This is a genomic window from Nostoc sp. (genome assembly GCF_036916575.1).
GTDB lineage: Bacteria > Cyanobacteriota > Cyanobacteriia > Cyanobacteriales > Nostocaceae > Nostoc.
Genome location: NZ_JBALGC010000104.1, coordinates 86307 through 112628, shown reverse-complemented (window position 1 = coordinate 112628; position 26322 = coordinate 86307). Strand labels below are relative to the sequence as shown.

The window sequence follows — 26322 nt, the reverse complement described above, 5'->3', positions numbered from 1 at the left end:
AAATTGCCACGGACACGCCAAAGTTATAACGCAGTCAGAGATACAGGTAATTCTCAGTTGCGGCTTAGACTAAGTAACACTAAAATGATAGAGTCCTCGATAAATCATCTCCAAATAAATGCGGTCAAATGGCAGAAATAATTCATCAGCAACCGCGTCTTTTAAATCAACTAAGACGGCATAAAATAACCAAATAGCATACACTTGTAGCTTGACACCATTAATAGAATCAGTCCCAAAATAAGACAGTCCCAATAAACGTTTAACCGAATAAAAAGCTTCTTAAATTCGCCAACGTCGGCGATATAAATAATCAGTGTCTACACATCGCCTTCGCCAATAATTTTTTCACACTGCTACGCTAAACTTATAGCACTGAGACACTTGCCGCCATGTCTGCCACCAAAGATTTTGAAGTCCCAAAAGATGTTATATTTCCGCCAGGGGATTTATATAGTGATGAACCGCCTTTAGAAACTGACTTGCATCGGTTGCAAATGACACTGCTGATTCAATGCTTAGAGTGGTTGTGGCAAAATCGCAACAAGTTTTATGCAGCGGGTAATCTCACTATTTACTACAGTCCACGGCAGCGTAAATCAGAAAACTTCCGGGGGCCAGATTTTTTTGTGGTACTAGGGACTGAACGCAAACCCCGTAAAAGCTGGGTTGTTTGGGAAGAAGATGGCAAATATCCCAATTTAATTATCGAAATCCTCTCGGCTAGTACAGGCGACACTGATAAAGGCTTAAAAAAACAAATTTACCAAGATATCTTTCGCACACCAGATTACTTCTGGTTTGACCCGGAAACCTTAGAATTTTCAGGGTATCATTTGCTTGATGGTAAATATCAACCACTGGAACCAAATCCCCAAGGCTGGTTGTGGAGTCAACAATTAGGTTTATATTTAGGGGTTTATCAAGAAAATTTACGCTTTTATACTCCTGAAGGAGAACTGGTTCCGACACCGGAAGAAGTTGCACAACAGGAGAAGCAACGCAGCGATCGCTTGGCGGCAAAACTGCGAGAATTAAATATAGATCCAGATACTATTTAACCTACACACTGTCTTGCTTGTGCCTGTTGGCGCGAATGCTATGGATCTTCAGGAAAAACCCATTTTGGCGGTTCCGTCATTTTTTTTTGCAGATGTTCTTGTGCCAACTGCAACATTTTATCTAAGGGAGTCTCTTCAATAAATTTTGCAGCGGCCTCTCTAAACTCAATATTGGGGCATTTATCCCCTAAAACACAACCGTTAACGCAGGCTTGGGCGCAGTTAATTTTTTGCTCCACAGTAAATTCCTCTCTCTAAAAGTTATGAGTTATAAGTTATAAGTTGTGAGTTATTATTTTTAACCCTAACTCCTGACGGAGGCAGAGCGTCTTTGGGTTTGCTCTTAACTTTTTACTATCAGGCATTACTCTCTAAGTAAATTTTACCTTGCCAGTTGCCATCTAATTAGTCTAAATACCTACCATTTAGAAAGTTATAAGTTATGAGTTATGAGTTATGATTTTACTCCTAACTCCTCATTCCTAACTTCTCACTCCTCACTCTTATCAAGGGCGCTCATGTCAGAAGTTTTTGCCACTACTGGAACCATCGCTGCGATCGCTACTGCTGTTGTCCCCCAACAGGGTAGCGTTGGCATTGTGCGAGTGTCAGGTTCCCAAGCAATGGCTCTAGCCCAAACTCTCTTTCAGGCACCAGGGCGGCAAGTTTGGGAAACTCACCGGATTCTCTACGGTTACATTCGCCATCCTCAGACGCAACAACTGGTGGATGAAGCGCTGTTGTTGATCATGAAAGCACCCCGTTCTTACACCCGTGAAGATGTAGTGGAATTCCATTGCCACGGGGGAATAATGGCAGTGCAGCAGGTATTACAACTATGTTTGGAAAACGGTGCTAGACTAGCGCAACCAGGAGAATTTACTCTCCGCGCCTTTTTAAATGGACGATTGGATCTAACGCAAGCCGAAGGTATTGCTGATTTAGTGGGGGCGCGATCGCCGCAAGCTGCCCAAACTGCCTTAGCTGGTTTACAGGGAAAATTAGCTCATCCAATCCGGCAGTTACGCGCTAACTGTTTGGATATCTTGGCAGAAATCGAAGCTCGAATTGATTTTGAGGAAGACCTGCCTCCGTTGGATGATATAGTAATCATATCAGAAATCGAGAAAATTGCCGCAGAAATTACTAGGTTAATAGAAACCAAAGACAAAGGTGAGTTGCTTCGCACAGGTTTAAAAGTGGCAATTGTTGGACGTCCAAACGTTGGTAAGTCCAGCTTATTGAATGCTTGGAGCCGGAGCGATCGCGCGATTGTGACTGATTTACCCGGTACAACCCGTGATGTGGTGGAATCACAGTTAGTTGTTGGAGGAATTCCCGTACAAGTCCTAGATACTGCGGGGATTCGGGAAACAACAGATCAAGTGGAAAAAATAGGCGTCGAGCGATCGCGTCGTGCTGCAAATGCAGCTGATTTAGTCTTGCTTACCATCGATGCTTCATCTGGGTGGACACAAGGCGATCAAGAAATTTATGAGCAGGTGCAACACCGTCCGTTGATTCTAGTGATTAACAAAATCGATTTAGTAGAAGAAAGCAAAATAAAAAATCTTCAATCCCAAATTCCAGTTGCGCTGGAAGGCCACCAAAGGTGCGACCAAAAATCTAAAATTGCTACAGCAGCAGCAAAAAATCAAGGTATTGATGCTTTAGAGACAGCAATTTTAGAGATAGTTCAAGCAGGAAAAGTCCAAGCGGCTGATATGGATTTAGCCATTAATCAAAGGCAAGCAGCAGCTTTAACTAAAGCTAAAATTTCTTTGGAACAAGTAAAAACAACAATTGCCCAGCAACTCCCCCTTGATTTCTGGACAATTGACTTGCGGGGTGCAATTCAAGCACTAGGAGAAATTACCGGAGAAGAGGTTACAGAATCAGTTTTAGATAGGATTTTTAGTAGATTTTGTATTGGTAAGTAAACTCCAAAATTGCCAAAGACAAAAAGAAATAAAAAACCGGATGATTTATGTCTAATTGTTATTTTTTCTAATATTTAAATACAATGCTTGATAAGATTCCAGTTCAAGTTCTTGGTTGTCTCAGACCAGGCATAATCACAGTCATCGCCTTTCCCGGTGTAGGGATGGTAGATGGTGGGTTACTAATGGAGTTACCAACTGAAATGATTCCGGCAAAGCTACGAATGCCAAATAGCGAGTTTATAGTAGTTTGCAATAGACAAAGTAGAGAGTTTATACAAGTGTTGCCAAAAGACTCATCCAAATAACATAGAGTATTAACTTCGGTTGCACATTTATAATCTGGTAGCGACTGTCTTAAAAGTCAATTTCTAATCCTTTCACCCTTAAGATTAACAATAGTACCCGCGTCAGTTTGAGTAACATTAAACTTATTACCGTCATCAAAGATAACACCACTAAAATTAGCAGTCGTTCCATTGTTTCTAGTAACGGATATAGTAACGGTACAATCACTATTCACCTGGTATTTACCACGAGTGGCAACGTTGGTTGTCACATTTCCTGCAACACTGTTAGCCAGAACAGTACCCCCGCTTGTCCCATCACCATTGTAAGTAATTATACTAGTTATTGCATAAGGTTGGGTGTAATTTATATACCCTTCACTTTGATTTACATATGTTCCATATAGAGTTCTATTTGAGCATGTTTTTCCTGCTTTTGCCCTTTGGGTATCCAGAACAACTAAAGTGCTAAATGCTGATAGAAGACAAAGGGTTAATGTCGCTAAAGATTTTACTGATTTCATTTTAAATCTTTGTAACAGTTTGAACTACACAGCTAAGTGAATAACTTGTGCTGGCAGCTAAAATTATCCCATGTAAACCTAACCTTAATACATCAAGAATTGTAAGCTGAATTTTATATACAGACAAATTGGTGCTTATTTTGTCTCTCGCTATGAATATGAAATACCTCCACAAGTGAGCTAAATTTATATGTTTTTCACATACAGGATAATCGTCAAAATACGTAATCAGCAGATGCACCAGCCGCAGTGAAGCCGCAGAACTTTTAAAGCATTAGGGTTAGTGGACAGGATAAATCTGGGTAGATTTGCTGAAATTTTTTGAGAGGAATAGGTTTACGAGTTCAAAACTTAGTTTAGAAGTTCAAAACTTGATTTAGAAGTTCAAAACTAAGTTTAGAAGTTCAAAACTTGATCTGTGAGCTAGTAGGACTATCACAATAAATGGTGCGTTACGCTGGTGCTAATGAAACCTACTGGCGTGGCAAGGCTAAAATGTTGCAATAGATTTTTGAGAAAATTGAGATAAATCAATGTTTTCTGCTTTTTTTCTAATGCACTACTTTAGCCTTGTCACGCTACTACGTTACTTGTAATCAAAGCCTATGAAGTTTTTTGTGCCAGCAGCTAAGGATGATGTGAAAGCAGAGCAGGTGTATAATGCTCTTGCTCAGTCTGTCAAAGCACCAATAACCGAAAAACGTATTTGGAAGTTACAGTGGCGTGACAACGAAATTGATCTGGAATGCGAGGTAGGGAAACCTTTACCATCTTCTTACCAAACTGGGAAAGAGCTAGTTCTGGCAATATTTGAGTGTGAAAACCTTTATAATATTTGTACTCTGAGTCGTGGAGTAGTAAAGGGAGAGCCTATTTTGGCTGGAAAAAACTCTCAATCTTCAGCAACATATTTTTCAGATAATACAAACAATTGACTCTACATTTGAAGGTGCGATCGCCTTGATAGCATAATACTGTGTAAAGTTAAAGTGCTAAGAATTAGGAAACTCTAACTCAGCGCTTCCCCGTTCTAACTGCACCACCTCAGATGATAAGTGTTGCTCTAACCAACCCTCCAAATCAGCCATTACCTCGCGGTAATTTAAGTCACTCTGAATTTCGTGATAAGCTCCTGGATACTCGATTCTCAGTTTATCTGTGCAATTTACCTGTTGGTAAAAGATGTCGCTTCCCTCAGGCAAAGCCACTCGGTCTGCGCCACCGTGGAGAATCAACAATGGTAATTGCCAATCACCTGCGTGAGCATTAATCCAATCAACTGTTGCAAAGAATTCTGTAGCCAGACGGGCAGTACCACGGGTATGTCGCAGCGTATCTTGGGCATAAGCGGCTAAAATCTGCTGATCTCGTGAAGCAGCACTGATATCAATGCCTGTATTTAGGGTGAAACGTGGCCACACCCGTGAGAGCATTTTTCCTATAAGCACGCGAATAGGTGAAACTCCAACTTTCCCCAAGGTTGGCGCTAGAGCGATCGCACCCTGCAACGTGGCTGCTTGTTGGGGATAGCGCAGAATGTAATCTAAGACAATCACCGCCCCTAAACTATGACCCAACAGAAAAACTGGGCATCCTGGCTCCTGGGTTTGAATTAATTGTAAAAAGGCTCCCAGGTCTTGACGAAACTCACTCCAAGCCTTGATATAGCCTCGCTGGCCTGGTGAACGTCCATGACCACGCAAGTCTAAGCTGTAGACAGCATATTCTTTGGGTATCAAATGTTGAACTAGATTACTGTAGTGATTGCTGTGTCCTCCGAGTCCATGCACAATGGCTAATATTGCCCGTACTTTACCCTCTGGATGCCAGCTTTGGTAATACAGGTCAAGTCCTCCAATACCCTGATATATACCTTCTCTACGAGACCGGAGGCGATCGCTGTGGTCAATCATAAGGTTATACCATTTTGGATTTTGGAATTTTGCGGAAAGTCTGTAGACGCTTCTGCGGCTTCAGACGTTACTTGCTTTTCCCTACAGCCCTTTGGGCATCCTACAGCAGGCACTATGCAATGCTGGCTTTATTACCAACTGACTATCAGGAACCAACAAAATTAAAGCTGTTACGTTCTTTTCTCAATCACATGTTGTGGTGAGGGTTTATTGCTCTAAAAAGTTTGTAACTTTGAAATTTGATGTTCCCTCCCAACAGTGGTTTAAAAATGCGTTTACCTGAGCATCTGCTGAATCAGCCAATTCCCTAGATGCGTTAAATTGCACTGCTGTCACAATGTACTCAAAGATAATTACAAACTGCTTTTGGGGTGAAATTCTTTCAACTACAATTGTTTCACCTATCTTAGGGATTTGAGGCACATTTACTACAAATCTGTCAATTTTCGGTTTATCTAGTGGATTTTTGAAATTGAAGTATTTACAGTAAACAATAATTTTCACTTAGACAACCACCAATAACATTATAGATAATCAAAATTATTCTTTAATTTAAAAATTGTAAATATTATAATAGGTTATTAAAAAATATTTACCAACTCATACAAATTATCCCAAATCAGGCTACACATGTAAATTTGGAAACCCAGAACCAATCTGACTTTTTTAATTACAAATTAAAAATTACAAATTACGTTAGCGTAGCGGTAGCGAGTCCGCGTCCCTTTCGCGTCTCGTAGAGAGCGTCATTACGAATTACGAATTACTATTATTTCCTCTGCCATAGTTGCCGCAACGACTGAAAAATATTTACAAATTTTTCTTCTAGCCAAAGCATAACATAATCAAGCCATTCCAAAAGTTGCTCTAACGGGTGCTTCTCATAGCCTGTTGAAGTTGCTTTGGTTTCTATCCAGTCTGGTTGTGCCTCAACTTGACTGCTTTGATGAAACTGCTGTTGCAAAATTCCCCCTTTAAGACTCTCGCTTTTTGGTTGGGAAATACGGGCTTGGGTTTGTTTTGCGAAGGCGACTTTTCCAGATGTTTTTTGATTGGAGGCGAAATTACTATTTGGTTGTTTCCTTTGCACTAAGCCAAATTCCACTTGAGGTTGTTGTACACTCAAATTATTTTGTGGAAAATGCCCTACTGATAAACTTGGGGCTAAAGCAGGATTTTTTGTTTGAGAAAGTGGAACTGGCTTGTCAACAACTGTTTCGGTATCACCAAATAAATCACTCGACGTTAGCCAAGGATCATCTGTAAAATCCTGGTTCTCCAACTGACGGCTTTTGGACAAGGCTTTTCTAAGGCGTGATGAGAATAGTTTACCTGGCAATCTCTCATCACTAATTGTTAGCTCAAATCTTTTTTTATTATCAACACCAAAAAAGTAATTAAGCGCCGCCTCAATCAAAGCCTGAAGATTCAATGTATGAGTTTCCAAACCATCAGCAGTGGCTGCAATTTCTCCCCTAGCAGCTAATTGCTCTTTGCCATAAAGAAATATATTTAACTGAGTTTGGGCAACTTGGACAATTTTCTGGCTACGTTCTTGCACAGGAACTAAAGCATTTGACTCCAACTTAGCAACGGCTATATCTAAAAATGTTAATAATCTATCTGGATTAAGTAAATCTTTTGGTATACCCTCGACTAAAACTGGAATTTCGGCTGTATTTCCGTCAGTGAGTTTTGCTAATAAACGGTCAATTTGTGGTAGTAACTCCGTTTCTTTTTTAGCTTCAATAAACCGCCTTTCCTTCTCTGCCAGAGGCTGCGCCAAGGGAACGCTACGCGTAGCTTGCTTAAGAGTAGGGGTACGCGCAGCGTCTCGTAGAGAGGACTGCCAGTAATTAGCAATTTCGTTAATAATCCGGTCTTCTAATTTTACCTGCTGCTGGGGTGTTAAAATATCTAGAATTTCATTATCGGCACTAACAAGTACCAAATTATGATTTATCAAATTTGTGGCAATTCCTCGAACTATTGGAAGATACTGCTTAAGAGCATTCTCTAGCTGTGAAGAGTTGAGACTTCCGGCTTGATTCTCTGTAATATTTGATGATTGAGTAAAATTAGCGTTATTTGTTGAGTTATTATCAAGGAATTTCAGCCGAAAAACTCCCAAGAAAGCCAAGGGATTGAAAGGTTCAGATGTTTTTGCAGGAGTAGAGGCAGGTTCATCTGATGACAGATAATTGACTGCTTTTAGTACATGTTGAATGGGACTATCAACATTTAGAATTTCGGGCTGGAAATCGGTATCATTTGGTTGTAACTTGAGTCGAGTTTGTGGTTCTTTGGTATGTAGCGTTTTCCTAGATGATTCCGATGACTGAAACAGTAGATACACTGGGTAAAGTAGTACCTCCACACCCCACTTAGTGGCAACTTGCAAATGCCGGAAGGTGTGTTCCCACTGTTGTGTCACCCGCCGAGATTGCTGGTGGACAAAGTTAAATAGTCTGCTTTGATAACGACCAGAGGAACCAGAAGACATAGTAGTAATTTTTTAGTTCAAGTCTTGTTGAGTTGTGAGACTCCCGCCAAACAATAAAAACGACTAACTGTTAATTATCGTAAGTGACCTTATCTTAACGAAAATATGACCCCGACTGTCTCTCAATCCCATACTAAATTCATCTCACAAGTAATTGAGCAACTGCGCTCTTTTTGTCAAGTTAATCTTCAGTCTACTTGGCTATACCAGGAATCTGACCTGATTATTACAGATGTTGTAACTGCTGATTTGTCTGATTGGCAACCTGTCGAGTTGAATGCTAAAGAACATATTGCTTGGACAGGCGGCAAAAAAGTGCTATGGCTAGTGCAAAGATTGGTGGTTCCCCAAGATTTACAAGGTTATCCCTTAGCTGGGTTATCTTTGCGGCTGGCGCTGGTTTGGTGGGCAGATTCTGCTGAGATTTATGTGAATGGAGAGTTAGTCTTGGAGGGTGATTTATTTGATTGTTCGCCGAGAGTGCTTCTCAGTCGGGGGGTGACGCCAAAAGAAGAGTTTCTTGTGGCTTTGCGGTTAGTGAGTCCGGGACATTGTAATGGTGCTTTAGTGCGATCGCTCCTAGTTTATGAATCTACTGTTGATAATAATCCCGATCCGGGTTTTGTGGCTGATGAGTTAGCTGTGGTGCAACTTTATTTGGAACAGTTTGCGCCACAGAAGTTGGATGTTTTGGTAGAGATGGTAAGGGAGGTAACAAACCGCAGAGAGAAGTTTGAGCGGCAGCTTCCGCCGATCAAAACTTCTCCTAAGGGAGACGCTGCGCGAACGGTGGGCGCAAAGGACACGGAGGAAGAGAAGGGATTGGTAAAATCGTTTTTGCCCCTACGCCAAAACCTAATTCAATCCGACATCTTAGCCCCACTTCAAAAGTGGGGTTGGGGGGATCAAAAATCTAAAATTTTCCTGTTAGGTCATGCTCACTTAGATTTAGCATGGCTATGGCCTGTGAATGAAACTTGGAATGCGGCGCAAAACACTTTTGAGTCGGTTCTGAAGTTGCAAGAAGATTTTCCTGAGTTAATTTTCTGTCATTCTACTCCCGTACTTTATGCTTGGATTGAAGAACATCGCCCAGATTTGTTTGGGGCGATTCAAGCACAGGTAGCCGCTGGACGTTGGGAAGTTGTTGGCGGAATGTGGGTGGAACCGGAACTCAACCTGATTGCTGGTGAATCAATAGTCCGTCAGCTATTATATGGTCAGCGCTATATCCAGTCAAAATTTGGCAAGCTTTCAACTGTGGTGTGGGTTCCAGATTCTTTTGGTTTCTGTGCAACTTTACCGCAGTTTTTCGCTAATGCCGGAATTGAGTATTTTGTCACGCAGAAGTTGCGGTGGAATGATACTACTAAATTTGATTATGGGGCTTTTTGGTGGCGATCGCCTGACGGCAGCGAAGTCTTTAGTTTGATGTCTGCACTTGTTGGTCAAAGCATTGACCCAATTAAAATGGCATCCTACGCTCTTGAATGGCAAACCCAAACTGGTTTACCAGAATCTCTGTGGCTTCCCGGTGTCGGCGACCACGGCGGCGGCCCCACCCGTGATATGTTAGAAACTGCCCGACGCTGGCAAAAGTCACCTTTGTTCCCAGACTTAGAATTTACGACGGCTGAAAAGTATTTACAGCAAATCAGCAAACAAGGCAAAAAGCAGGAGTCAGTAGTCAGTAATTATGATTCTCCCCCATCCCCCCTTGATCCCCCTGCTTCCCCTGCGCCCCCTGCTTCCCCGTCCTTCCCCCTCTGGAATGACGAATTATACCTCGAATTCCATCGCGGTTGCTATACTACCCACGCAGATCAAAAACGTTGGAATCGTCGTTGTGAAAATTTATTATATCAAGCTGAATTATTTGCTACTTTGGCAACCGTAAGCTGCGGTGTGACATATCCCAAAGCAGAAATCGAAGCAGCTTGGAAGCAGGTATTATTTCAACAGTTTCACGATATTTTGCCTGGTTCTGCAATTACCCAAGTTTACACAGATGCATTGCCCCAGTGGCAGCAAGTGGAACAAGTGGGAACGAAGATATTACACGAATCACTTTTAGCGATCGCATCTCATATTACCCGATCAGAACCACCAAAACCCGATAGTTTGCCTATTTTCGTTTTCAATTCTCTCAATTGGCAACGTTCTGAGGTAGTCTCTGTAACCTTACCCACGCCAGCAACAGCTACCCAGGAATGGCAGATTTACGATGCTTCTGGAAAGCTACTTGTCTGCCAATTATCTGAACCATCAACACTACTATTTCTCGCCACCGAAATTCCATCCGTAGGCTACCGCATATTTTGGCTTTCCCCTTCATCCCCTTCATCCCCTACCCTACGGGAAGCTAAAGCTACATCTCCCCCACTCGTCCCAGACTGGATTTTAGAAAATGAATTCCTGCGAGTTGTTATAGATCCTGATACCGGAGATTTATCAAGTATTTTTGACAAAACTTATCAACGAGAAGTTTTGAGTGGGGCGGGAAATCAACTACAAGCTTTTAAAGACAGTGGTCAATATTGGGATGCTTGGAATATTGACCCCAATTATGCTCAACATCCCTTACCCGCAACAAATCTTCAATCTCTTCAGTGGTTAGAACAAGGCCCAGTGCAAAGTCGTGTGCGCGTGATGCGTCAGTTAGGTGAATCGGAATTTTGCCAAGACTATATTCTGCAAGCTGGTTCACCTCTGCTAAACATAGCTACTACCGTTAATTGGCAAGAAAATCATGTATTAGTGAAAGCTGCTTTTCCTCTGAATGTTGAAGCAGACTTTGCTACCTATGAAATTCCCTGTGGGGCGATTCGCCGCCCAACTAAACCGCAAACCCCCGCAGAACATGCAAAATGGGAAGTCCCTGCTTTGCGCTGGGCTGATTTGACAGGAGAAACACAGGAGGGTATTCACGGAGTTAGTTTGCTGAATGATTGTAAATACGGTTATGACAGTAAACCAAATCAACTGCGCTTGACACTCCTACGCAGTCCTAATTGGCCAGACTCAGAGGCTGACCGAGGTTTTCACGAGTTCACCTATGCCTTATATCTTCATGCTGGGAGCTGGGAATCAGCCCATACAGTACGGCGTGGCTATGAATTGAATATACCTTTACAAGTGATATTGAATCCAGTTAATCAAAACCCACAGAAAAATCCTCCCCTTTTTGTTAGCAAAGAGGGGTTGAAGGTGAGGTTCTTAGATTTATCAGCCGAAAATTTAATCTTGATGGCCTTAAAGCCATCTGAGAATGATCCACAGCAGTTAATTCTGCGGTGTTATGAATGTCACGGAGAAACAGCCGAGTTATCTTTGCAAAGTGATTTAGGGTTGAATCTAGGAGATACAGTAGATTTGTTAGAGCGTTCCTCTACGACTGAATTCTCATCTTTGCAACAAATCTTGACAATACAGCCTTGGAAAATCGCCAGTTTCAAGGTAATACCAGCGATTAATCCTAAGCTAGAGTGAGCCAGTATTGCTGTCTCAGTGGTCAGTTCTGGTTTTCCACAGACCACAGATAACTGACAAATGACAAATGACTAATGACTAATGACTAATGACTCGTTTAATCTTCATGGTCATCAAACGGATCGTTCAATTGCTTGCTAGGAGGGCCAAAGGAAGTATAAATTGCCAGTCCGGTGATGGCAATCACCACGGCACATACAGAAATGCTAAGAACTATTGCGGGTTCCATAATTGAGGGATAGATTATGAGTGCTATTCTTATAGAATATTACAGAAGATTAAAAAAAGCTTTGGCAAGTAATCTTAGGTGAACTATGGCACAAAGGACTAGGTTGGGAGATATCCTGAAACCACTAAACTCTGAGTATGGGAAAGTGGCTCCAGGTTGGGGTACTACCCCTGTGATGGCTGTTTTTATTTTGCTATTTTTTGTGTTTCTGCTGATTATTCTGCAACTTTACAATAAATCACTGTTGGTTCAGGATGTATTTGTCGATTGGCGGAGTTTAGGACGCTAACGGATACATAGCTATCAAGTTTGGATAACAAGTTAAGTTACACCCGGTTCTTCCGGGTTTTTTTGTGAGTTGTGATTTGCTACTGAACAATAACTCAGCAGATGTAGGTTGGGGAGCCACTGCGTTGGGCGGGTTTCCCGACTTGTTCGCGCTGCTTCTCCCCTTGGGAGAAGCAAGTGGCGTTTGAGAAACGTAGCTTGCTTCCCGTTCACGAAGCGTCCCGAAGGGAAGGGTAACCCAACAAACTCTTGAGAATGTTGAGTTTCAGTTCCCTATGGGACGCTGTTCGCGCTCGTTCAACCCAACCTACATTTATTTTTTTCTCCCCAGAGTAACACAAGCAAAGTAGAAGCGATCGCAAAACGACAGGTTACAATCACTCCAGATATCCTTTGCCCTACAATAGTGAATCAGCATTCTGAGTATCCAGTAGCCGCGACTTCCAGTCGCTTTTAAAACAACCTCTTAACTACTATCGCAAATTTATTGTTAGTGGTAATATCTATTATGGTTTTGTATAGACACTACTTGTATATAGCGGTTCTCGGTTACGTGAGGTACACCTGTAGGGGCACGGCATTGGCCAACTTAATTTACTCAAACTCAGGTGGCCACAGTTCTTTTATTGTTAATTCCCAACCTGAAAGTAATTCTGGGATTGTCAGTTTGTCGTTATCTTTTAAAACTACTGGTTCAAGGTTAGAACGATAAACTGTTACTAAAAGTTTATCAGGGTCAATGAGAATACCTACTGTAGATCCAAGTTCTAGGAATAGTTTAATCTTTTCTTGGAGTGGTTTGAGGCGATCGCTTTTCGATTTGACTTCAACCATCAGGTCTGGTACTAACTGCACAAAGTCACGTTGAGTCTTCTTGAGTCGTTCTGCTCGAACAAAGGAAACATCTGGAGCGCGTAGATTTCTTTTTTCCGGGTCGCCTTCAGTTTCATCAGTTTCAATGCTAGGCAAGATAAAGCCAGCACTAGAACCAGTAACACGTCCCAGTTTGCGAGGCATGACCCATATATTCAAAAACGTTAGCAGACGAGAACCAATTTCGTCTGATTCATAATCGGATGGCCCCATAACGATGATGTTTCCCTCTACTAGCTCCATCCGCCAATCAGGATTCTGTGATTGTAATTGTTCTAAGTCTTTGATTGTCAGAGACATAAAGCATCACTCGCTTGTGGGGCGTTAGCGTAGCTCGCCGCAGGCATCGCTTTCTATGATAGGCGATTATTGAGTAGACTACATAATAATATGTGAGTCTATGTAGTGGTTTTAGAGTTTACAGGAGACAAAAAATGAATATATTTGGTATTGGTCTGCCGGAAATGGCTGTAATTATGGTAGTGGCTTTGTTAATTTTTGGCCCAAAGAAGCTGCCAGAAATTGGTCGGAGTGTAGGCAAAACAATTCGTAGTTTTCAAGAAGCTTCCAAGGAGTTTCAAAGCGAGTTTCAAAAAGAAGCAGAACAGTTAGAAGAAGCTGTAAAGACTACTGCTGAATTGGAACCGAAGCAAATCGAGTCTGCTAAATCTGAGCAGGATACCGCTAGTTCTTCCCAACCTAGCTAGGATGCTGCATATCAATTGACTGTAGGCAAAATGACAGAAGCTGTTACGCAACCAGCTTTGGTGATTCCCCAGCTAATTGTCGGGTTGGGGAATCCAGAAGCTAAGTACGACCAAACACGCCATAATATCGGCTTTGCTGCTGTAGAAACTCTCTCCCATTCTTGGCGCATTCCCTTAGCAGAAAACCGCAAGTTTCAGGGTGAGTATGGCGAGGGTATAGTCCCAGGTGGAGGCAAGATTCGCTTGCTAAAGCCGTTAACTTATATGAATCGCTCAGGACAGTCAATACAAGCGGTGACAAGTTGGTATAAATTGTCGGCTGAATCAGTGCTGGTGATTTATGACGATATGGATTTGCCCTTGGGAAAAACTCGTCTGCGCTTATCTGGTTCGGCTGGGGGACATAACGGCATGAAAAGTGCGATCGCACATCTTAGTACCCAAAACTTTCCCCGTTTGCGAATCGGTATTGGTAAACCAAAAGGTTCAGTTAATAACGATGATTCCGATGCTGTCTCCCATGTGCTGGGGCGATTTTCCGCTGCCGAAAATCAGCAAATGTCTCTTGTACTTCAGTTCGTAGTTGAGTGTATTGAACTAAGCCTCAAACAGGGAGTAGAAAAGGCAATGAATCTTTGTAATAGCCGCACCATTAATAATTCTGAGTCTTAGGGTTGGATGATTACTGCCTTGTAAGCTTGGTAAAGACGCTTATTTTGGTTGATGGGCACCGATTTTAGCTTGTTCCATCCAACCAAGAGAAGTCCTTAACGCACTCTGTGCATAGGGAAAGTGACTCATTTACACCTAATTGGCGGTGCGGCACATCTTGTTTAATTTTTGTAAGAATAATGGCGATGTCTACGACAGGCTGTGACGCTCGTGACGCTCGATGACTCGCTAACGCTGCGCTATCGCCTTTGACGTCTCCCCTTCTCTACGAGACGCTGCGCGTAGCTTGCTTCCCCGTAGGAATACGCTATCGGTGACGCGCTGTTGCTTGTTTTAGGTCACAACCTCAAGCAACGCCAGTACCAAACCAAATAGGTTTAGTTAAAACGTCTTTTGCGTCTAGCTGTCACTGCCTTACGTTTGCGCTTTTCTATCGGTGTTTCAAAGTGCCGATGATATTTCACATCAGCTAATATCCCAGCTTTGGAAACCTGGCGTTTAAACCGACGCAAAGCTGAGTCTATTCCTTCGTTCTCTCCTAGAACCACCTGGGTCATTCTTGCCTTTTCCTCATCATCAATAGTTTCCATTCTAATAGTACCCTCAACCTTAGTAAAATCCCCCTGAGCTAAATTCATGATTAAGAGGTTATTCGTCCGGTTGAGGCGGGTTATGTGTGCTTCTGTCTTGTGAAATCGGTACTTAACTAAAAGTTAATCGAAGTGCCCTAATGCACTCTCAGAGTCCATAGAGAAGATAGGAAAATTATAATGCTAAATTTTTCTGGTTCTACTATTAACGGGAAAATAATGTAATATTAGCTACTAATATAAATGGAAAAAATATGATTAAATTTACAGATTTTAAAAGTTTATTCTGCCCTCACTTAGTAATTTATATCCAGATGCTAATGCTGCAAAAGCAATTATGAAATCCCATAAGCTAGTTGGCTTTAAAATAACTCCACCGCTTAAGAAAACTAGTACTATGCCAATGCCTAGAAAAATCCATCCCAAGTTACCAGTTTCTCTTTGAAAAAAGATTAATACAAATATACCTATCATCGTTGCCAAAACTGAAGCTGTAGCAGGTAAGCTCTGGTAAAAATATGAATAGTAACCACTAACAAATATGATGTTTTGACCAAAAAAGTATAATCCTGTCAAAAGTAGAATTAAACCTATAAGTTTGATTAACAACCTGCCCATAATATTTTGATATTTTTAATGGCTAAAGCCAATTTTTATCCGATTATAGTGGTGTTTTTAAAATCATGCAAAAATTTACCTACAATTAATTAATATTCCGTAAATATACTTAATAAAATTTCTGGCAGTCTGAAAATGCCAGTAGAAGTAATGTTGATTAGATCAATTAGTCCTTGCCAGCGTTTTATCAAGATGCTTTAATAGCGATGTCTGACGACATGAAGCAGAGCTTCTACGCATTCCGCAAAACAGTTTTACTTACAGAATATGTACAACAAGCGCAGCGACTCGACATTAGACATCGCTGCTGGCGTTCATAAAATTACAGACTCAAAACATTAAACTCAAAGATATGACAAGCTAGTAGCATATCCTTGACACTAAATTCTCCCCAAAGTTGAATAGGAGCATACATGGAGCCAATTATTGCTATAGTTTTAGCCCTTATAGGTTATGCCTTAGGTTCTGCAAAACTGATTAATCAAGGTAATGAAGCCCTAGTCGAACGCCTGGGGCGGTATCATCGGAAACTTAAGCCAGGGCTAAACTTTATTGTTCCCTTGATAGATCAGGTTGTGATGGAAGATACCACGCGAGAGCAAATTTTAGACATCAAACCTCAGGAGGTGATCACCCAAGATAATATTTCCGTGGAAGTGGACGCTATTGTCTACTGGCGCATCAGAGATATTGAGAAAAGCTTTTATGCTATTGAGGATCTGCAAGGGGCGCTGACACAGGTGACTACAACCACGCTCCGGGAAAGCATTGCCCAGAACACCTTAGAGCAGACCAATGTCTCTAGAGTGGAGATGGACTCAGCTATCTTAGAGCAGTTGAATAATATAACCGCAGATTGGGGAGTTGATATTATTCGGTTAGATATTCAGAGTATTACACTACCTGAGAGTGTACGAAGGTCGAGGGAAGAGGAGCAAGCCGCTGTAATCAAAAAACGGGCACTGATTACCGAAGCAGAAGGGGAAAAGGAAGCTGCAATTAAAAAAGCAGAAGGAACTATGGCTTCAGTGCAAATCATTTCTCAAGCTCTGCGTTCCAATCCTGACACTAGGGACATTCTGCGGTATCTTGTAGCTCAAGATTACGTAGATGCTAGCCAAAAACTTGGTGAGAGCAATAATGCCAAAATTGTCTTTATAGACCCAGCCAACTCAAGTGAAATGTTTCATGAGTTGATAGCCCACCCAGAAAATCCAGAAGGTAACGGCAAAAAACACGAAAACGGTAATGCTTAACAATCACCTTGTGCGACCTGTCTCAGTAGGGCATCAGCCACTAGTGAAACATCGCGCATTTCTTGAACATCGTGAACTCGGAGGATATCAGCGCCATTAAAAATAGCAGCACAACAAGCTGCTGCCGTTCCCCAAACTCGTGCTTTGGGATCTGGTTGATTTAAAATGCGACCAATGAAACTTTTGCGAGATGCTCCTACTAAGATAGGACAGTTGAGTGATGCGAGCGATCGCAAGCGGCAAAAAATTTCTAAATTTTGCTCATAGTTCTTAGCAAAGCCAATACCAGGATCAATAATAATTTTATCCAGGTCAATGCCCGCAGCAGTTGCTACCCCAATTTGTCGAGCCAAAAAACTATAAATCTCTCCAAGCAAATCTTGATAATCAGTCTGTTGTTGCATTGTCTGTGGTGTTCCCCGGATGTGCATTAAAATTATCGGCACATCTAACTCTGCCACTGTTGGCAACATTTCTGAGTCAAAAGTGCCGCCAGAAATATCATTAATAATATCCGCTCCAGCTTTTATAGATGCCCTGGCTACAGCAGCACGGGTTGTATCTACAGAAATCGGTACTGATATTTCTGGTCTTAGCACCTGTAACACCGATAGCACCCGGTCAAGTTCTTCTTTTAGAGTTATTTGCTTTGCCCCTGGTCGAGTTGATTGACCGCCCACATCGATCATGTCAGCACCAGCAGCTACCAGTGCTTGTGCCTGTACTAAAGCGGCAGAGGTAGTGTTAAACTCACCCCCATCACTAAAGCTATCAGGTGTCACATTCAAAATGCCCATCAAATAAGTCCGCTGTCCCCACTCAAAACAGCGTCCTCGAATTATCAAATTGCTTGGCATAAATCTACATTAGGCATTCCCATGCAGAGCATGGGAACGAGAAGAAGGCACATCACACTGACTGAAAATTCACAATCCGAGCGAAACTCTCAGGTTCTAGACTTGCTCCTCCCACTAAAACACCATCAATTTCTGGTTGAGCCATGATCTCATCAATATTATTCGGCTTGACTGAACCACCATATTGAATTGATACATTTGGATTACTCAACTGACTACGAATTAAGCCAATTATCCGATTCGCCTCCGTTACTTCACAAGTATCACCAGTACCGATCGCCCAAATAGGTTCGTAGGCAATCACCAAATTTTCCTGATCAATATCTACCAAGCCTTTGTCGAGTTGAAGACTAATCAGTGATTCAGTTTCTCCCGCATCTCGTTGTTGTTTAGTTTCGCCAACACAGAGAATCGGGGTTAAACCAAACCTTTGGGCAGTTCGGAGGCGCAGATTAACCGTGGCGTCCGTTTCACAAAAGTATTGCCGTCGTTCGCTATGACCGACAATCACAAAGCGCACACCATTTTCTTTCAGCATTGGGGCAGAAATCTCACCCGTATAGGCTCCAAATTCTTCCCAGTGGACATTTTGTGCCCCCAGATGGATGAGGCTACCGTGCAAACTCTTGGACAAAACACTTAAATCAGTGAACGGAGGGCACAATATCACTTCTCGCCCTTGGGGGGTTTCCTCTAAGTGGGGCAGAAATCCTTGTAAAAACTCCTGGGTTTCTGCCTGGGTTTTGAACATTTTCCAGTTGCCGGCAATAACGATTTTCCGCACAGGTAATTTAGTCAAGATCCTAACGCGTTATTTAGATGCATTTTTCAGTTTATGACTTTTTGTTAGTCATTGGTCATTAGTCATTAGTCACTTGTACTGAGCGAACGCAAGAGCATCTCTAAGAGTTGCCGTAAAGCCTGCGGCATAGCTACGCTTAGGGCGCAGCCCAAGGTAGAGAAGTATTAGTCATTGGGCATGGGGCATTGGGCAGTAAAAATTATTCTTTCCCTGTTCCCTCTGTCTCATCTCGCCAAACCCTTGCTAAAAATAACTAGGATAGTAGACGGGGTGTATCTAAAATCTAAAATTTAAAATCTAAAATCTAAAATCTAAAATCTAAAATTAATATGACTTCGACATTGCCCGTACCTGAACCTGATCAAAGCGATTCTGCTAACACTGACGCAAATTCTCTCAGCTGGGAGGAACAACTGGATAGTGCTATTTTCAGTTTTGAAGATATTCAGACAGAACTGAACTATAAACAAGCACAAACGGCGCTGCGAAACTTGGTAGCCAATCTCGACCTCACCCCCCAAGAAAAAACCGGATTGGAGACGGAAATTGCAGATTTGGAAACCATGCTGGGGAAGTTAGACCGGATGGTGGTGCAGATTGCGGCTTTTGGCATGGTGGGACGTGGTAAGTCTTCCTTGCTCAATGCTTTGGTTGGGCAAACAGTATTTGAAACTGGGCCACTGCACGGTGTCACCCGTGCTGCACAAAGAGTTAATTGGAGTATTAGTGAGGAAGCGATTGGAGAAACTGAACGTGCTTTGCGAGTCACTCTCCCTGGTGTAGGTCAATCCCAGGTGGAATTAATTGACACTCCTGGATTAGACGAAGTAGATGGTGCAACCCGTGCCGCATTAGCTGAACAGATTGCCAAACAAGCGGATCTAATTCTGTTTGTGATATCTGGCGACATGACAAAGCTAGAATACGTCGCCCTTTCTCAATTGCGGGAAGCAGGTAAACCGATCATTCTGGTGTTTAACAAAGTAGACCAGTATCCAGAAGCAGACCGGATGGCAATTTATCACAAAATTCGCGATGAAAGAGTGCGGGAATTACTCACACCTTTAGAAATTGTCATGGCTGCGGCATCGCCATTGGTGAAGACGGCGATTCTTCGCCCTGATGGTACTAGGGGCATACAGTTGCGTACAGGTAATGCCAAAGTCGAGGAACTCAAGCTGAAAATCTTGGAGATTTTACACCGTGAGGGTAAAGCTTTGGTTGCCCTCAATACTATGCTTTATGCCGACATTGTAAATGAGCAATTGGTAGAGCGAAAACTGATGATTCGGGAGGTGAATGCCAATCAGTTGATTTGGAAGGCTGTAATGACTAAAGCATTAGCGATCGCACTCAATCCCGTAACTGTGGTAGATATTCTGAGTAGTGTGGTTATTGATATTGCTCTGATTTTGGGTTTATCTAAACTCTATGGCTTCTCTATGACTGAGGCAGGGGCTGTACAACTGCTACAAAAAATCGCCTTGAGTATGGGCGGAATTGGTGCTAGTGAACTGTTGGCAAATTTGGGCTTGAGTGGATTAAAAACTTTACTTGGTATCTCTGCAACAGCTACGGCAGGTGTTGCCCTTGGCCCTTATATATCAGTGGCAATCACCCAAGCGGGAGTAGCTGGTGTTTCTTCTTACGGTATTGGACAAGTTACCAAAGTTTATTTAGCCAATGGTGCAACTTGGGGGCCTGATGGGCCGAAAGCAGTGATTAATCGGATTTTGGCAAACCTGGATGAAACTTCAATTCTCAACCGCATTAAAGATGAATTACTCTACAAGGTAAAACTCAGAAAGTAATCCATAGAAGTGGAGTTAATAAGGTTCCGTTAGCCATGTTCATTTCTACAAAACTCTCTAGTCCATCCCGCCTGCTTCTCCTTTTGAGAGATGCTGCACGTAAGCTTGCTTTAACTAATTTGTAATTTGTGATTATGAATTACGTAGCTTGCTTCTCACCGGAGGCGAGTATATTCCGACAAGTTAAATTCCTTTTCAAGTTTATTAAGTATTAATAATTTTAATTGAATATTTAATTTTGAGTTAAGCCTAACTTTAGACAGCATATTTTAATAAACTGTTAGTTCCTACTCAATTCAGGGAATACTAAAGTTTAGCTCTTGGAATCACCAGAATCGGGATTATGAGCATTTACTTCGTTTTGATATTAAAGTAAAAATGCTTTCAAATATTCATTTTCAAGAAATTTATCCGCTCATTGAGCTTAGATTACCACTTGTACAATTATCTCCAAGGTACTTACAACTTAATTCATCAAGAACTACTTATAAACTTGCTTATAACAGTGGAACAATAGTTGTTGTAGAAAAAAACGAAGGTTTGAAATACTATGGCAGCATAAATTTACAACGTCATATTACTTCAGATGATAGAGAATTTACTTATAATTTGTTAGCTTTAGCTTTTTTAAATAATCAAAAGGTTTTAGACTTGAGCAAACCTCAAATTTTTAATAATATTGAGTATCCTGCTAGTCTTATAGTTTATCAGCTAGAAATGGATAATGATAATTGGAAAAAACTAATTAATAAACTTGAAAATCGAGAATTAAATGAACGAACTCTCTCAATATGTTTTAATCTTGATAATGTAAATAGCAGCAATTATAGAGAAGTTGAACGAGATGAAGAAAAACGGCTTTATATTACAATCCATGCATTAGGGTTTATTCTCAAACCAGAAATTTCCTGGTTGCCAGAAGCAGGATTGCCAATAGAATTAAATATATCTAGCGGACTTGATGAAAATTTTGGTGTTTATGGTGCAGATAAACTCTATCCAGTTTCTGAAAAACGGCTTTATTATTGGTCTAGTGAAGATAGTAGTTTAAGCACTTATTCTTATGATACACAAGAACACAAAATAGGAAATCAAAGCGTAAAAAGAATCATGCTTGCACTTGAACTATTGCAGGGAGTTAGTACATGGACAACAGGTAAGAATAGTATTGCAGATGTTAATTTTAAATGGGATTTAATTGTTAAGGTAAATAACCGATGCTATCCTTTACAAATCAAATCAAACTCTGAAACTGCTATGGAAGCATATGAACAATATTTTGAGCTATGGGAACAAGCAAAAATTCCTTTTATACCTGTAATTTTTTGGACAAATGCAGGTTCTTGTATCAAGAAAATGGCTCAATATTTCGCAAATTTGTTTAATGTACCTTTAAAAGCAACCCAGGCATCTATCAATTCAGAAGTAACCTTGACTAAGATAAATTCACATAAAATCTACAAGCATATTGACGAGGTGAGAACTGGTAATAAAGCTCATAAACCTATTGTGGAAGCTTTGTTCGATGCTGCTGGTAGGGGAGAGTGGGATAAACAAGCAGAAGATTTGTTGCAAGCAATTGTTGATAGAGAAAAGAATAGTCACTATCAACTTATTAATCATTGCAGTATTATTGGCAAAGCTAGGATTAAGCAAGCTGAAGTTTTGAAAGCAAAATTAGAAAGTTTAGGCTTTAAATTAAATGGTGATATGTATTTATAACTCTTGAAACTTCGACTTCAGAACTTGAAGGCTAGAGCTTGGAGCTCGGAACTTAGAGATGGGAACGTGAACTTTCAAGTTCTACACTCAAACACCGAGCTTCTAAGCTCTAACTTTTAACCTTTTAGGCACAATTGCCGATAGATTTTCTCCACTACTGATGCTTAGGGCAGGACTTTCCTTTCTTTACAAACAAAATTACGCCTTGATCAACTTTTAGTTTCTACCTTTGAAAGAGTTTAGCCATTCTTGAACTTGTTCGCGGGCAATATCACGCCCTCCAAGACCAAAAGCTAGGGCAATAGCAACTGCGATCGCACCTAGTAAAAGTCCAAAGGCTAAATTCACAATATCACTGGCAACTCCAATCTGTTGCAGTGCCATTGCCGAGACTAAGCCAATGATGGCAATCCGCGCCACTTGTCCCAAAATCTGGGCTTGACGGTCGCCGGAACTGGTAATGATATTAAAAGCTAGATTTGCCAGGAATAAGCCAATGGCAAATATTATCAATCCTGCCAAAATCCGCCCGAATATGATCACAATACCAGACACTAATGCCGTCAGGGCTGGAATATTCAGGATATTCACCGCCGCCACCGTTGCAAACAGCATGATCCCCACTAAGGCAACAATGCCTGCAATTTCTGATGGCGTGCGACTTGGAATTGGAGGAGTTGTTGGTTCTGTTAAAATTACGACTTGTCTGCTGGGTGTTGTCAAACCCAGTATGCTGAAAATGTTATTAAACCCTAAATTGGTGAGAATACTTGTAACCAGATCCGCTACAAACCGCCCGACGAAATAGGCAACAATCAAAATTGCTACGGCTGTAAAGATGGCAGGGAGGGCGTTGAGAACCTGTTGCAGCATTGCGATCGCAGGCACAGATATCGCATCAATTCGCAAGGCATTCAACGCTGCGATCGCTACAGGAATCAAAATCAAAACATAGACAATTGTGCCGATAATACTCGATAGAGGTTGCACCCCCGCAGCCGAAGATAATCCCAACCGACTACCTAAACGGTCGATGCCAGTTGTCACCAGCAAGTTTGTTACAATCCGCCGCACCACATTAGCAATGAACCAGCCAACTACAGCAATTAATATCGCCGCTAAAATGTTTGGCAGAATTAGCAGAATTTCTGTAATTAGAGCTTGTACTGGTTGTAGAGCCTCCCTTAGTTCGAGAGTATCTAAAACTGGAGCAAGAAATAGTAAAAATATAAACCAATACAGAGCATTGCCAATCGTCTCACTCAGAGACAGCTGATTCAGGCTGGGTACGCTGTCTGCTGGTTCTGGATTCAAACGCTGATCCAGGTTAAATGCCTGTAATGAGCGCACAGTGATAATCTTCACAATGGTCGCCAAAAACCAGGCGGTTACCAAAAGGATTCCCGCACCAACCAACTTTGGCAAAAAGCCAATAAGTTGATTGAGAAAATTATTCAGGGGTCGAGATGCTATCTCCAAATCCAATGCCTGTAAAACAGCTACCGCCGTCAACAGGATAATGCTCCAAAAGACTAAGCTGGAGATTAATTTCTCCACTTGGGGAACATCTTGACGACCCGTTATCCCTGCGGCAATGCGGTTATCTATGTTTGTGCGATTGAGGATTCCTCGCGTCACGGCAGCGGCGATCGCCGCAATTAGCCAACCTACTAACAAAATTGCCACTGCCCCCAGCAGACGGGGTATAAACAGAATCAACTGTTGAACAATACCTTGCACATCAGCGATTCCTTGATTCACTGCTGGTTGTGTCAGTTGCAGGTTGGGCGATTGTGCCAAAAATTGCTGCACCCTCGTGGACAAAGCAACTTCTATCACCTGGGTTATTCCTTGCCAAGTTGTGTTCATGGTTTTCGGGAATTAAGCTTAAATATTCACCGCAAACACTGAGTCAGTGTTTTGCCTATCAATTTACCAGTAAAAACGTACATCTATGGCATTGATATCAAGAGTAATTTTTGACTTTGTTACCAAATATTTGATTTAATCTACTGGCAATGGCAAATTTTGCGTTACTCTAATTGCAGCAACAGCATCAAAGATGTGGAATGTCCCAAGTTTTGGAACAATCGATTCAAATTAATGCAACAGCTACGGTGGTAGAGCGCTGTATTAGCGATTTAGCTCTGATGCACCGTTGGCTCAACCCTGTCCTCCGTTGCGAACCTGTGGGTGAAGCTTGGAGTACCGATGTCGGCAGTCAAAGTCGTTTTATCATTCAAATTCCTCTACTGAAACCCACGTTGAATAGCGTAATTGTAGAACGACAGCCGGGTTTGGTAGTTTGGGAGTTTCAGGGATTTTTTCACGGGCGCGATCGCTGGGAATGTCAGCCAACAGAAAAGGGAACGCGCCTACTCAACCGCTTTGAGTACGATATCCCTAATCCCTTAATTAGTTGGGGTTTCAACACCTTTGCCGCATCTTGGACAAAAGAAGATATGCAAGCCCAGCTGCGCCGCCTCAAACGAGTCGCAGAAGAACAACAAAATTAGTCATTGGGCATTGGGTATTGGGAATTGGGCAATGATCAATAGTTCTTCTTCCCCTGCTTCCCCTGCTGCCTCATCTCCCCTATCCCTCTACCCATCCTTAGCCAATTCAGTAAGTAGCCGCCGAATCACAGATGCATCCTCGGCATCAGGAACTTTTGCTAAATAATTTTGTAAGTCGTCTATGGCTTGAGGATAGTAACCGAGTTGATAATAGATCAGACCGCGATCGCGCAATTCTAAAGTTAAACCAGGAAACAGCAATAAAATTCGTTCAACTGCTGCCAGCGTTTTTTCTAACTCTTGCTGTTTGAGGTAAATAAATTTTAAATTTGTCAGCATCCGTGCCAAAAATTGCCGATGAGTGACTACAGCTAAAAATTCTGGTTGTAGGGTCACAGGTTGTTGATAAAGTTGAGACAGCCGTTCCTCGCAATCTTGGGCAAATATTACTTCACCACCATTGAAAGCATCGACGAAAATCTCTATATCTGAAATATCTGGGCGGATTAGGAAATGTCCTGGCATTCCCACACCCACCATCGGAAAATCAATCCGTCGGGCAACCTCCAGGTAAACCAGCGCTAAGGTAATCGGAATCCCCAATCGTCGGTCAATTACATCATTGAAAAAGCTGTTGCGCGGGTCGTAATAGTCAGTTTTATTACCTGAAAACTTTAAATATTCGTAGAGATACTGATTAATACTTTGAACTATCCGCAAAGGATATCGTGAGTCAGGCAAGCGTTCTTGAAGCTCCCATGCCATTGTATCAAGGGCGTTGAGGTATTCCTCTAAGTCTAAGTTGGGATATTCTTCTTGTGCAATATACAAAGCTGCCTTTGCTAGGTCAATGTGCTCGTCAGACTGCTGAATCTCTTGGTAAAAATATTGTCGTGCTGACGAGAAATTCATAGGTTGTTGCTCAGTGGAAATGTGAGGATGAAGCCAGAGCTGCTTGGCTGAACTGAAAATAGTTTTATTGTACCTATTTTTATATTAAGGATATTCAGAAGATTTGGAAATGTAATTTGTACATAGTTTTGATGAAATGAATGTATCCAGCGGATGAAAATACGTTAATGTAGCTTTTTAGTATTGACTAAAGTACACATTTATAGTATTTAATTGTGCTAAATCTGCTTTGAGCAATCTAAAGATGTATGGTATCAAACTACCAATTAGTGATTACTAATTACTAATTACCTAAGTTCCGAAATAGTATTAAGAGCATGTGTATTAACTATTTGAATGAAATGGCATAGTACTGCTGTTTGTGCGATCGTCGCAGAGAGCAGATTTTTTATATAAGCTTCCCTAATATGTATTAAGCAAGCAAACACGCTGACAAGATAATTTTTATCTTAATATCAACGAGCAAGCGTTAGCGTTGGCGTAGCCTCTCGTAGAGAAGCTCGCCGCAGGCATCGCTACCTTAAGTTTTTAACTACTATGGTTTTCATCGCTAGGTATCATAACAGTGTGTTACTACGATGTTCTTAAGTGTAGATTCTGCTTACATAGTTATACTTACGCATAATCACGTTGATAAGCCTATCTTAAAGCAACAATTTAATTTTACAAAGTTTTAGTCAATTATTCACTTGATACTGGTATCTAAGTTGCCTTATATCTAGGTTTTGGCTGTTATTTATTCTAAATTAGAA

General features: G+C 41.6%; 25 protein-coding genes and 2 pseudogenes. 13 read left to right on the top strand and 14 right to left on the bottom strand.

The window, feature by feature from the left end; all coding sequences use genetic code 11:
• Positions 1 to 75: 75 nt before the first annotated feature.
• Positions 76 to 309 (bottom strand): annotated as a pseudogene (locus V7L29_RS21875) (IS4 family transposase); the annotation flags it as partial.
• Between the two features lie 83 nt (positions 310 to 392).
• On the opposite strand from V7L29_RS21875, the gene V7L29_RS21870 reads away from it, so the two are divergent.
• On the top strand, positions 393 to 1061 hold the full coding sequence (locus V7L29_RS21870; RefSeq protein WP_334736786.1) for a Uma2 family endonuclease: 669 nt from the start codon (positions 393 to 395) through the stop codon (positions 1059 to 1061).
• A 38-nt stretch (positions 1062 to 1099) separates the two neighbouring features.
• Here the strand turns inward: V7L29_RS21870 and V7L29_RS21865 are convergent, their stop codons facing one another.
• The gene (locus tag V7L29_RS21865; protein WP_334691930.1) at positions 1100 to 1300 is read right to left on the bottom strand and encodes a hypothetical protein; all 201 of its coding nucleotides are present in this window, start codon (positions 1298 to 1300) and stop codon (positions 1100 to 1102) included.
• 210 nt (positions 1301 to 1510) lie between these two features.
• On the opposite strand from V7L29_RS21865, the gene mnmE reads away from it, so the two are divergent.
• A complete protein-coding gene (gene mnmE, locus V7L29_RS21860; protein ID WP_442944232.1) occupies positions 1511 to 3001 on the top strand; it encodes a tRNA uridine-5-carboxymethylaminomethyl(34) synthesis GTPase MnmE in 1491 nt (496 codons plus the stop codon).
• Between the two features lie 83 nt (positions 3002 to 3084).
• Positions 3085 to 3309 (top strand): hypothetical protein, encoded by a 225-nt coding sequence (locus tag V7L29_RS21855; RefSeq protein WP_334691932.1) that lies wholly within the window; start codon positions 3085 to 3087, stop codon positions 3307 to 3309.
• 56 nt (positions 3310 to 3365) lie between these two features.
• On the opposite strand, the gene V7L29_RS21850 is transcribed toward V7L29_RS21855, so the two are convergent.
• Positions 3366 to 3812: a hypothetical protein gene (locus tag V7L29_RS21850; RefSeq protein ID WP_334736784.1), complete on the bottom strand. Its 447-nt coding sequence runs from the start codon at positions 3810 to 3812 to the stop codon at positions 3366 to 3368.
• A 605-nt stretch (positions 3813 to 4417) separates the two neighbouring features.
• On the opposite strand from V7L29_RS21850, the gene V7L29_RS21845 reads away from it, so the two are divergent.
• Positions 4418 to 4747, top strand: coding sequence for a hypothetical protein (locus V7L29_RS21845; protein ID WP_334736783.1), 330 nt, complete (start codon positions 4418 to 4420; stop codon positions 4745 to 4747).
• 57 nt (positions 4748 to 4804) lie between these two features.
• Here the strand turns inward: V7L29_RS21845 and V7L29_RS21840 are convergent, their stop codons facing one another.
• On the bottom strand, positions 4805 to 5725 hold the full coding sequence (locus V7L29_RS21840; protein WP_334736782.1) for an alpha/beta hydrolase: 921 nt from the start codon (positions 5723 to 5725) through the stop codon (positions 4805 to 4807).
• Positions 5726 to 5841: 116 nt separating this feature from the next.
• Here V7L29_RS21840 and V7L29_RS21835 point away from each other — a divergent pair.
• Positions 5842 to 5928 (top strand): annotated as a pseudogene (locus V7L29_RS21835) (lysophospholipid acyltransferase family protein); the annotation flags it as partial.
• A gap of 4 nt (positions 5929 to 5932) precedes the next feature.
• Here V7L29_RS21835 and V7L29_RS21830 read toward each other — a convergent pair.
• Positions 5933 to 6148 (bottom strand): hypothetical protein, encoded by a 216-nt coding sequence (locus V7L29_RS21830; protein ID WP_334736781.1) that lies wholly within the window; start codon positions 6146 to 6148, stop codon positions 5933 to 5935.
• 346 nt (positions 6149 to 6494) lie between these two features.
• Positions 6495 to 8228, bottom strand: coding sequence for a hypothetical protein (locus tag V7L29_RS21825; RefSeq protein WP_334736780.1), 1734 nt, complete (start codon positions 8226 to 8228; stop codon positions 6495 to 6497).
• Between the two features lie 105 nt (positions 8229 to 8333).
• On the opposite strand from V7L29_RS21825, the gene V7L29_RS21820 reads away from it, so the two are divergent.
• Entirely contained in the window at positions 8334 to 11717 is a 3384-nt protein-coding gene (locus V7L29_RS21820; RefSeq protein ID WP_334736779.1) for an alpha-mannosidase, read from the top strand.
• Between the two features lie 97 nt (positions 11718 to 11814).
• Here V7L29_RS21820 and psbN read toward each other — a convergent pair whose 3' ends face one another.
• A complete protein-coding gene (psbN, locus tag V7L29_RS21815; RefSeq protein WP_334736778.1) occupies positions 11815 to 11946 on the bottom strand; it encodes a photosystem II reaction center protein PsbN in 132 nt (43 codons plus the stop codon).
• A gap of 85 nt (positions 11947 to 12031) precedes the next feature.
• On the opposite strand from psbN, the gene psbH reads away from it, so the two are divergent.
• Positions 12032 to 12235, top strand: coding sequence for a photosystem II reaction center phosphoprotein PsbH (gene psbH / locus V7L29_RS21810; RefSeq protein ID WP_292750899.1), 204 nt, complete (start codon positions 12032 to 12034; stop codon positions 12233 to 12235).
• 593 nt (positions 12236 to 12828) lie between these two features.
• Here the strand turns inward: psbH and V7L29_RS21805 are convergent.
• Positions 12829 to 13407 carry a Uma2 family endonuclease gene (locus V7L29_RS21805; protein WP_334736777.1) on the bottom strand — a complete coding sequence of 193 codons (579 nt, stop codon included), beginning with the start codon at positions 13405 to 13407 and terminating at the stop codon, positions 12829 to 12831.
• A 134-nt stretch (positions 13408 to 13541) separates the two neighbouring features.
• Between V7L29_RS21805 and V7L29_RS21800 the strand changes: the two genes are divergently transcribed.
• Together V7L29_RS21800 and pth are read left to right on the top strand one after the other, a co-directional pair.
• Positions 13542 to 13814, top strand: a complete 273-nt coding sequence (locus tag V7L29_RS21800; RefSeq protein ID WP_334736776.1) for a TatA/E family twin arginine-targeting protein translocase — start codon at positions 13542 to 13544, stop codon at positions 13812 to 13814.
• 30 nt (positions 13815 to 13844) lie between these two features.
• A complete protein-coding gene (pth, locus tag V7L29_RS21795) occupies positions 13845 to 14486 on the top strand; it encodes an aminoacyl-tRNA hydrolase (RefSeq protein ID WP_334736775.1) in 642 nt (213 codons plus the stop codon).
• A 377-nt stretch (positions 14487 to 14863) separates the two neighbouring features.
• Here the strand turns inward: pth and rpsU are convergent, their stop codons facing one another.
• Positions 14864 to 15043, bottom strand: coding sequence for a 30S ribosomal protein S21 (rpsU, locus tag V7L29_RS21790; protein WP_334736866.1), 180 nt, complete (start codon positions 15041 to 15043; stop codon positions 14864 to 14866).
• 306 nt (positions 15044 to 15349) lie between these two features.
• Positions 15350 to 15694, bottom strand: coding sequence for a hypothetical protein (locus tag V7L29_RS21785; RefSeq protein ID WP_334691944.1), 345 nt, complete (start codon positions 15692 to 15694; stop codon positions 15350 to 15352).
• A gap of 413 nt (positions 15695 to 16107) precedes the next feature.
• Between V7L29_RS21785 and V7L29_RS21780 the strand changes: the two genes are divergently transcribed.
• Positions 16108 to 16950: an SPFH domain-containing protein gene (locus V7L29_RS21780; RefSeq protein ID WP_334691945.1), complete on the top strand. Its 843-nt coding sequence runs from the start codon at positions 16108 to 16110 to the stop codon at positions 16948 to 16950.
• Here V7L29_RS21780 and folP read toward each other — a convergent pair.
• Both folP and tpiA read right to left on the bottom strand, forming a co-directional pair.
• The gene (folP, locus tag V7L29_RS21775) at positions 16947 to 17807 is read right to left on the bottom strand and encodes a dihydropteroate synthase (protein ID WP_334736774.1); all 861 of its coding nucleotides are present in this window, start codon (positions 17805 to 17807) and stop codon (positions 16947 to 16949) included. The genes V7L29_RS21780 and folP overlap by 4 nt on opposite strands.
• A 52-nt stretch (positions 17808 to 17859) precedes the next feature.
• The gene (gene tpiA / locus V7L29_RS21770) at positions 17860 to 18591 is read right to left on the bottom strand and encodes a triose-phosphate isomerase (RefSeq protein ID WP_334691952.1); all 732 of its coding nucleotides are present in this window, start codon (positions 18589 to 18591) and stop codon (positions 17860 to 17862) included.
• A gap of 347 nt (positions 18592 to 18938) precedes the next feature.
• On the opposite strand from tpiA, the gene V7L29_RS21765 reads away from it, so the two are divergent.
• On the top strand, positions 18939 to 20420 hold the full coding sequence (locus V7L29_RS21765) for a GTP-binding protein (protein ID WP_334736773.1): 1482 nt from the start codon (positions 18939 to 18941) through the stop codon (positions 20418 to 20420).
• Between the two features lie 378 nt (positions 20421 to 20798).
• A complete protein-coding gene (locus tag V7L29_RS21760; RefSeq protein WP_334736772.1) occupies positions 20799 to 22142 on the top strand; it encodes a hypothetical protein in 1344 nt (447 codons plus the stop codon).
• 216 nt (positions 22143 to 22358) lie between these two features.
• Here V7L29_RS21760 and V7L29_RS21755 read toward each other — a convergent pair whose 3' ends face one another.
• Positions 22359 to 24011 (bottom strand): mechanosensitive ion channel, encoded by a 1653-nt coding sequence (locus V7L29_RS21755; protein ID WP_334736771.1) that lies wholly within the window; start codon positions 24009 to 24011, stop codon positions 22359 to 22361.
• A 200-nt stretch (positions 24012 to 24211) separates the two neighbouring features.
• Here V7L29_RS21755 and V7L29_RS21750 point away from each other — a divergent pair, with 200 nt between their 5' ends.
• Positions 24212 to 24658: an SRPBCC family protein gene (locus V7L29_RS21750; protein WP_334691950.1), complete on the top strand. Its 447-nt coding sequence runs from the start codon at positions 24212 to 24214 to the stop codon at positions 24656 to 24658.
• A gap of 87 nt (positions 24659 to 24745) precedes the next feature.
• On the opposite strand, the gene V7L29_RS21745 is transcribed toward V7L29_RS21750, so the two are convergent.
• Complete coding sequence (locus V7L29_RS21745) at positions 24746 to 25570, bottom strand: SirB1 family protein (RefSeq protein ID WP_334736770.1); 825 nt, start codon at positions 25568 to 25570, stop codon at positions 24746 to 24748.
• Positions 25571 to 26322: the final 752 nt, after the last annotated feature.

Excerpts from the sequence above, each read along its gene's own strand:
- V7L29_RS21870 (WP_334736786.1), top strand. The coding sequence starts at position 393 with ATGTCTGCCACCAAAGATTTTGAAGTCCCAAAAGATGTTATATTTCCG.
- mnmE (WP_442944232.1), top strand. The coding sequence starts at position 1,511 with ATGAGTTATGATTTTACTCCTAACTCCTCATTCCTAACTTCTCACTCC.
- V7L29_RS21855 (WP_334691932.1), top strand. The coding sequence starts at position 3,085 with ATGCTTGATAAGATTCCAGTTCAAGTTCTTGGTTGTCTCAGACCAGGC.
- V7L29_RS21850 (WP_334736784.1), bottom strand. The coding sequence starts at position 3,812 with ATGAAATCAGTAAAATCTTTAGCGACATTAACCCTTTGTCTTCTATCA.
- V7L29_RS21845 (WP_334736783.1), top strand. The coding sequence starts at position 4,418 with ATGAAGTTTTTTGTGCCAGCAGCTAAGGATGATGTGAAAGCAGAGCAG.
- V7L29_RS21840 (WP_334736782.1), bottom strand. The coding sequence starts at position 5,725 with ATGATTGACCACAGCGATCGCCTCCGGTCTCGTAGAGAAGGTATATAT.
- V7L29_RS21825 (WP_334736780.1), bottom strand. The coding sequence starts at position 8,228 with ATGTCTTCTGGTTCCTCTGGTCGTTATCAAAGCAGACTATTTAACTTT.
- V7L29_RS21820 (WP_334736779.1), top strand. The coding sequence starts at position 8,334 with ATGACCCCGACTGTCTCTCAATCCCATACTAAATTCATCTCACAAGTA.
- psbN (WP_334736778.1), bottom strand. The coding sequence starts at position 11,946 with ATGGAACCCGCAATAGTTCTTAGCATTTCTGTATGTGCCGTGGTGATT.
- psbH (WP_292750899.1), top strand. The coding sequence starts at position 12,032 with ATGGCACAAAGGACTAGGTTGGGAGATATCCTGAAACCACTAAACTCT.
- V7L29_RS21805 (WP_334736777.1), bottom strand. The coding sequence starts at position 13,407 with ATGTCTCTGACAATCAAAGACTTAGAACAATTACAATCACAGAATCCT.
- V7L29_RS21800 (WP_334736776.1), top strand. The coding sequence starts at position 13,542 with ATGAATATATTTGGTATTGGTCTGCCGGAAATGGCTGTAATTATGGTA.
- pth (WP_334736775.1), top strand. The coding sequence starts at position 13,845 with ATGACAGAAGCTGTTACGCAACCAGCTTTGGTGATTCCCCAGCTAATT.
- rpsU (WP_334736866.1), bottom strand. The coding sequence starts at position 15,043 with ATGACCCAGGTGGTTCTAGGAGAGAACGAAGGAATAGACTCAGCTTTG.
- V7L29_RS21785 (WP_334691944.1), bottom strand. The coding sequence starts at position 15,694 with ATGGGCAGGTTGTTAATCAAACTTATAGGTTTAATTCTACTTTTGACA.
- V7L29_RS21780 (WP_334691945.1), top strand. The coding sequence starts at position 16,108 with ATGGAGCCAATTATTGCTATAGTTTTAGCCCTTATAGGTTATGCCTTA.
- folP (WP_334736774.1), bottom strand. The coding sequence starts at position 17,807 with ATGCCAAGCAATTTGATAATTCGAGGACGCTGTTTTGAGTGGGGACAG.
- V7L29_RS21765 (WP_334736773.1), top strand. The coding sequence starts at position 18,939 with ATGACTTCGACATTGCCCGTACCTGAACCTGATCAAAGCGATTCTGCT.
- V7L29_RS21760 (WP_334736772.1), top strand. The coding sequence starts at position 20,799 with ATGCTTTCAAATATTCATTTTCAAGAAATTTATCCGCTCATTGAGCTT.
- V7L29_RS21755 (WP_334736771.1), bottom strand. The coding sequence starts at position 24,011 with ATGAACACAACTTGGCAAGGAATAACCCAGGTGATAGAAGTTGCTTTG.
- V7L29_RS21750 (WP_334691950.1), top strand. The coding sequence starts at position 24,212 with ATGTCCCAAGTTTTGGAACAATCGATTCAAATTAATGCAACAGCTACG.
- V7L29_RS21745 (WP_334736770.1), bottom strand. The coding sequence starts at position 25,570 with ATGAATTTCTCGTCAGCACGACAATATTTTTACCAAGAGATTCAGCAG.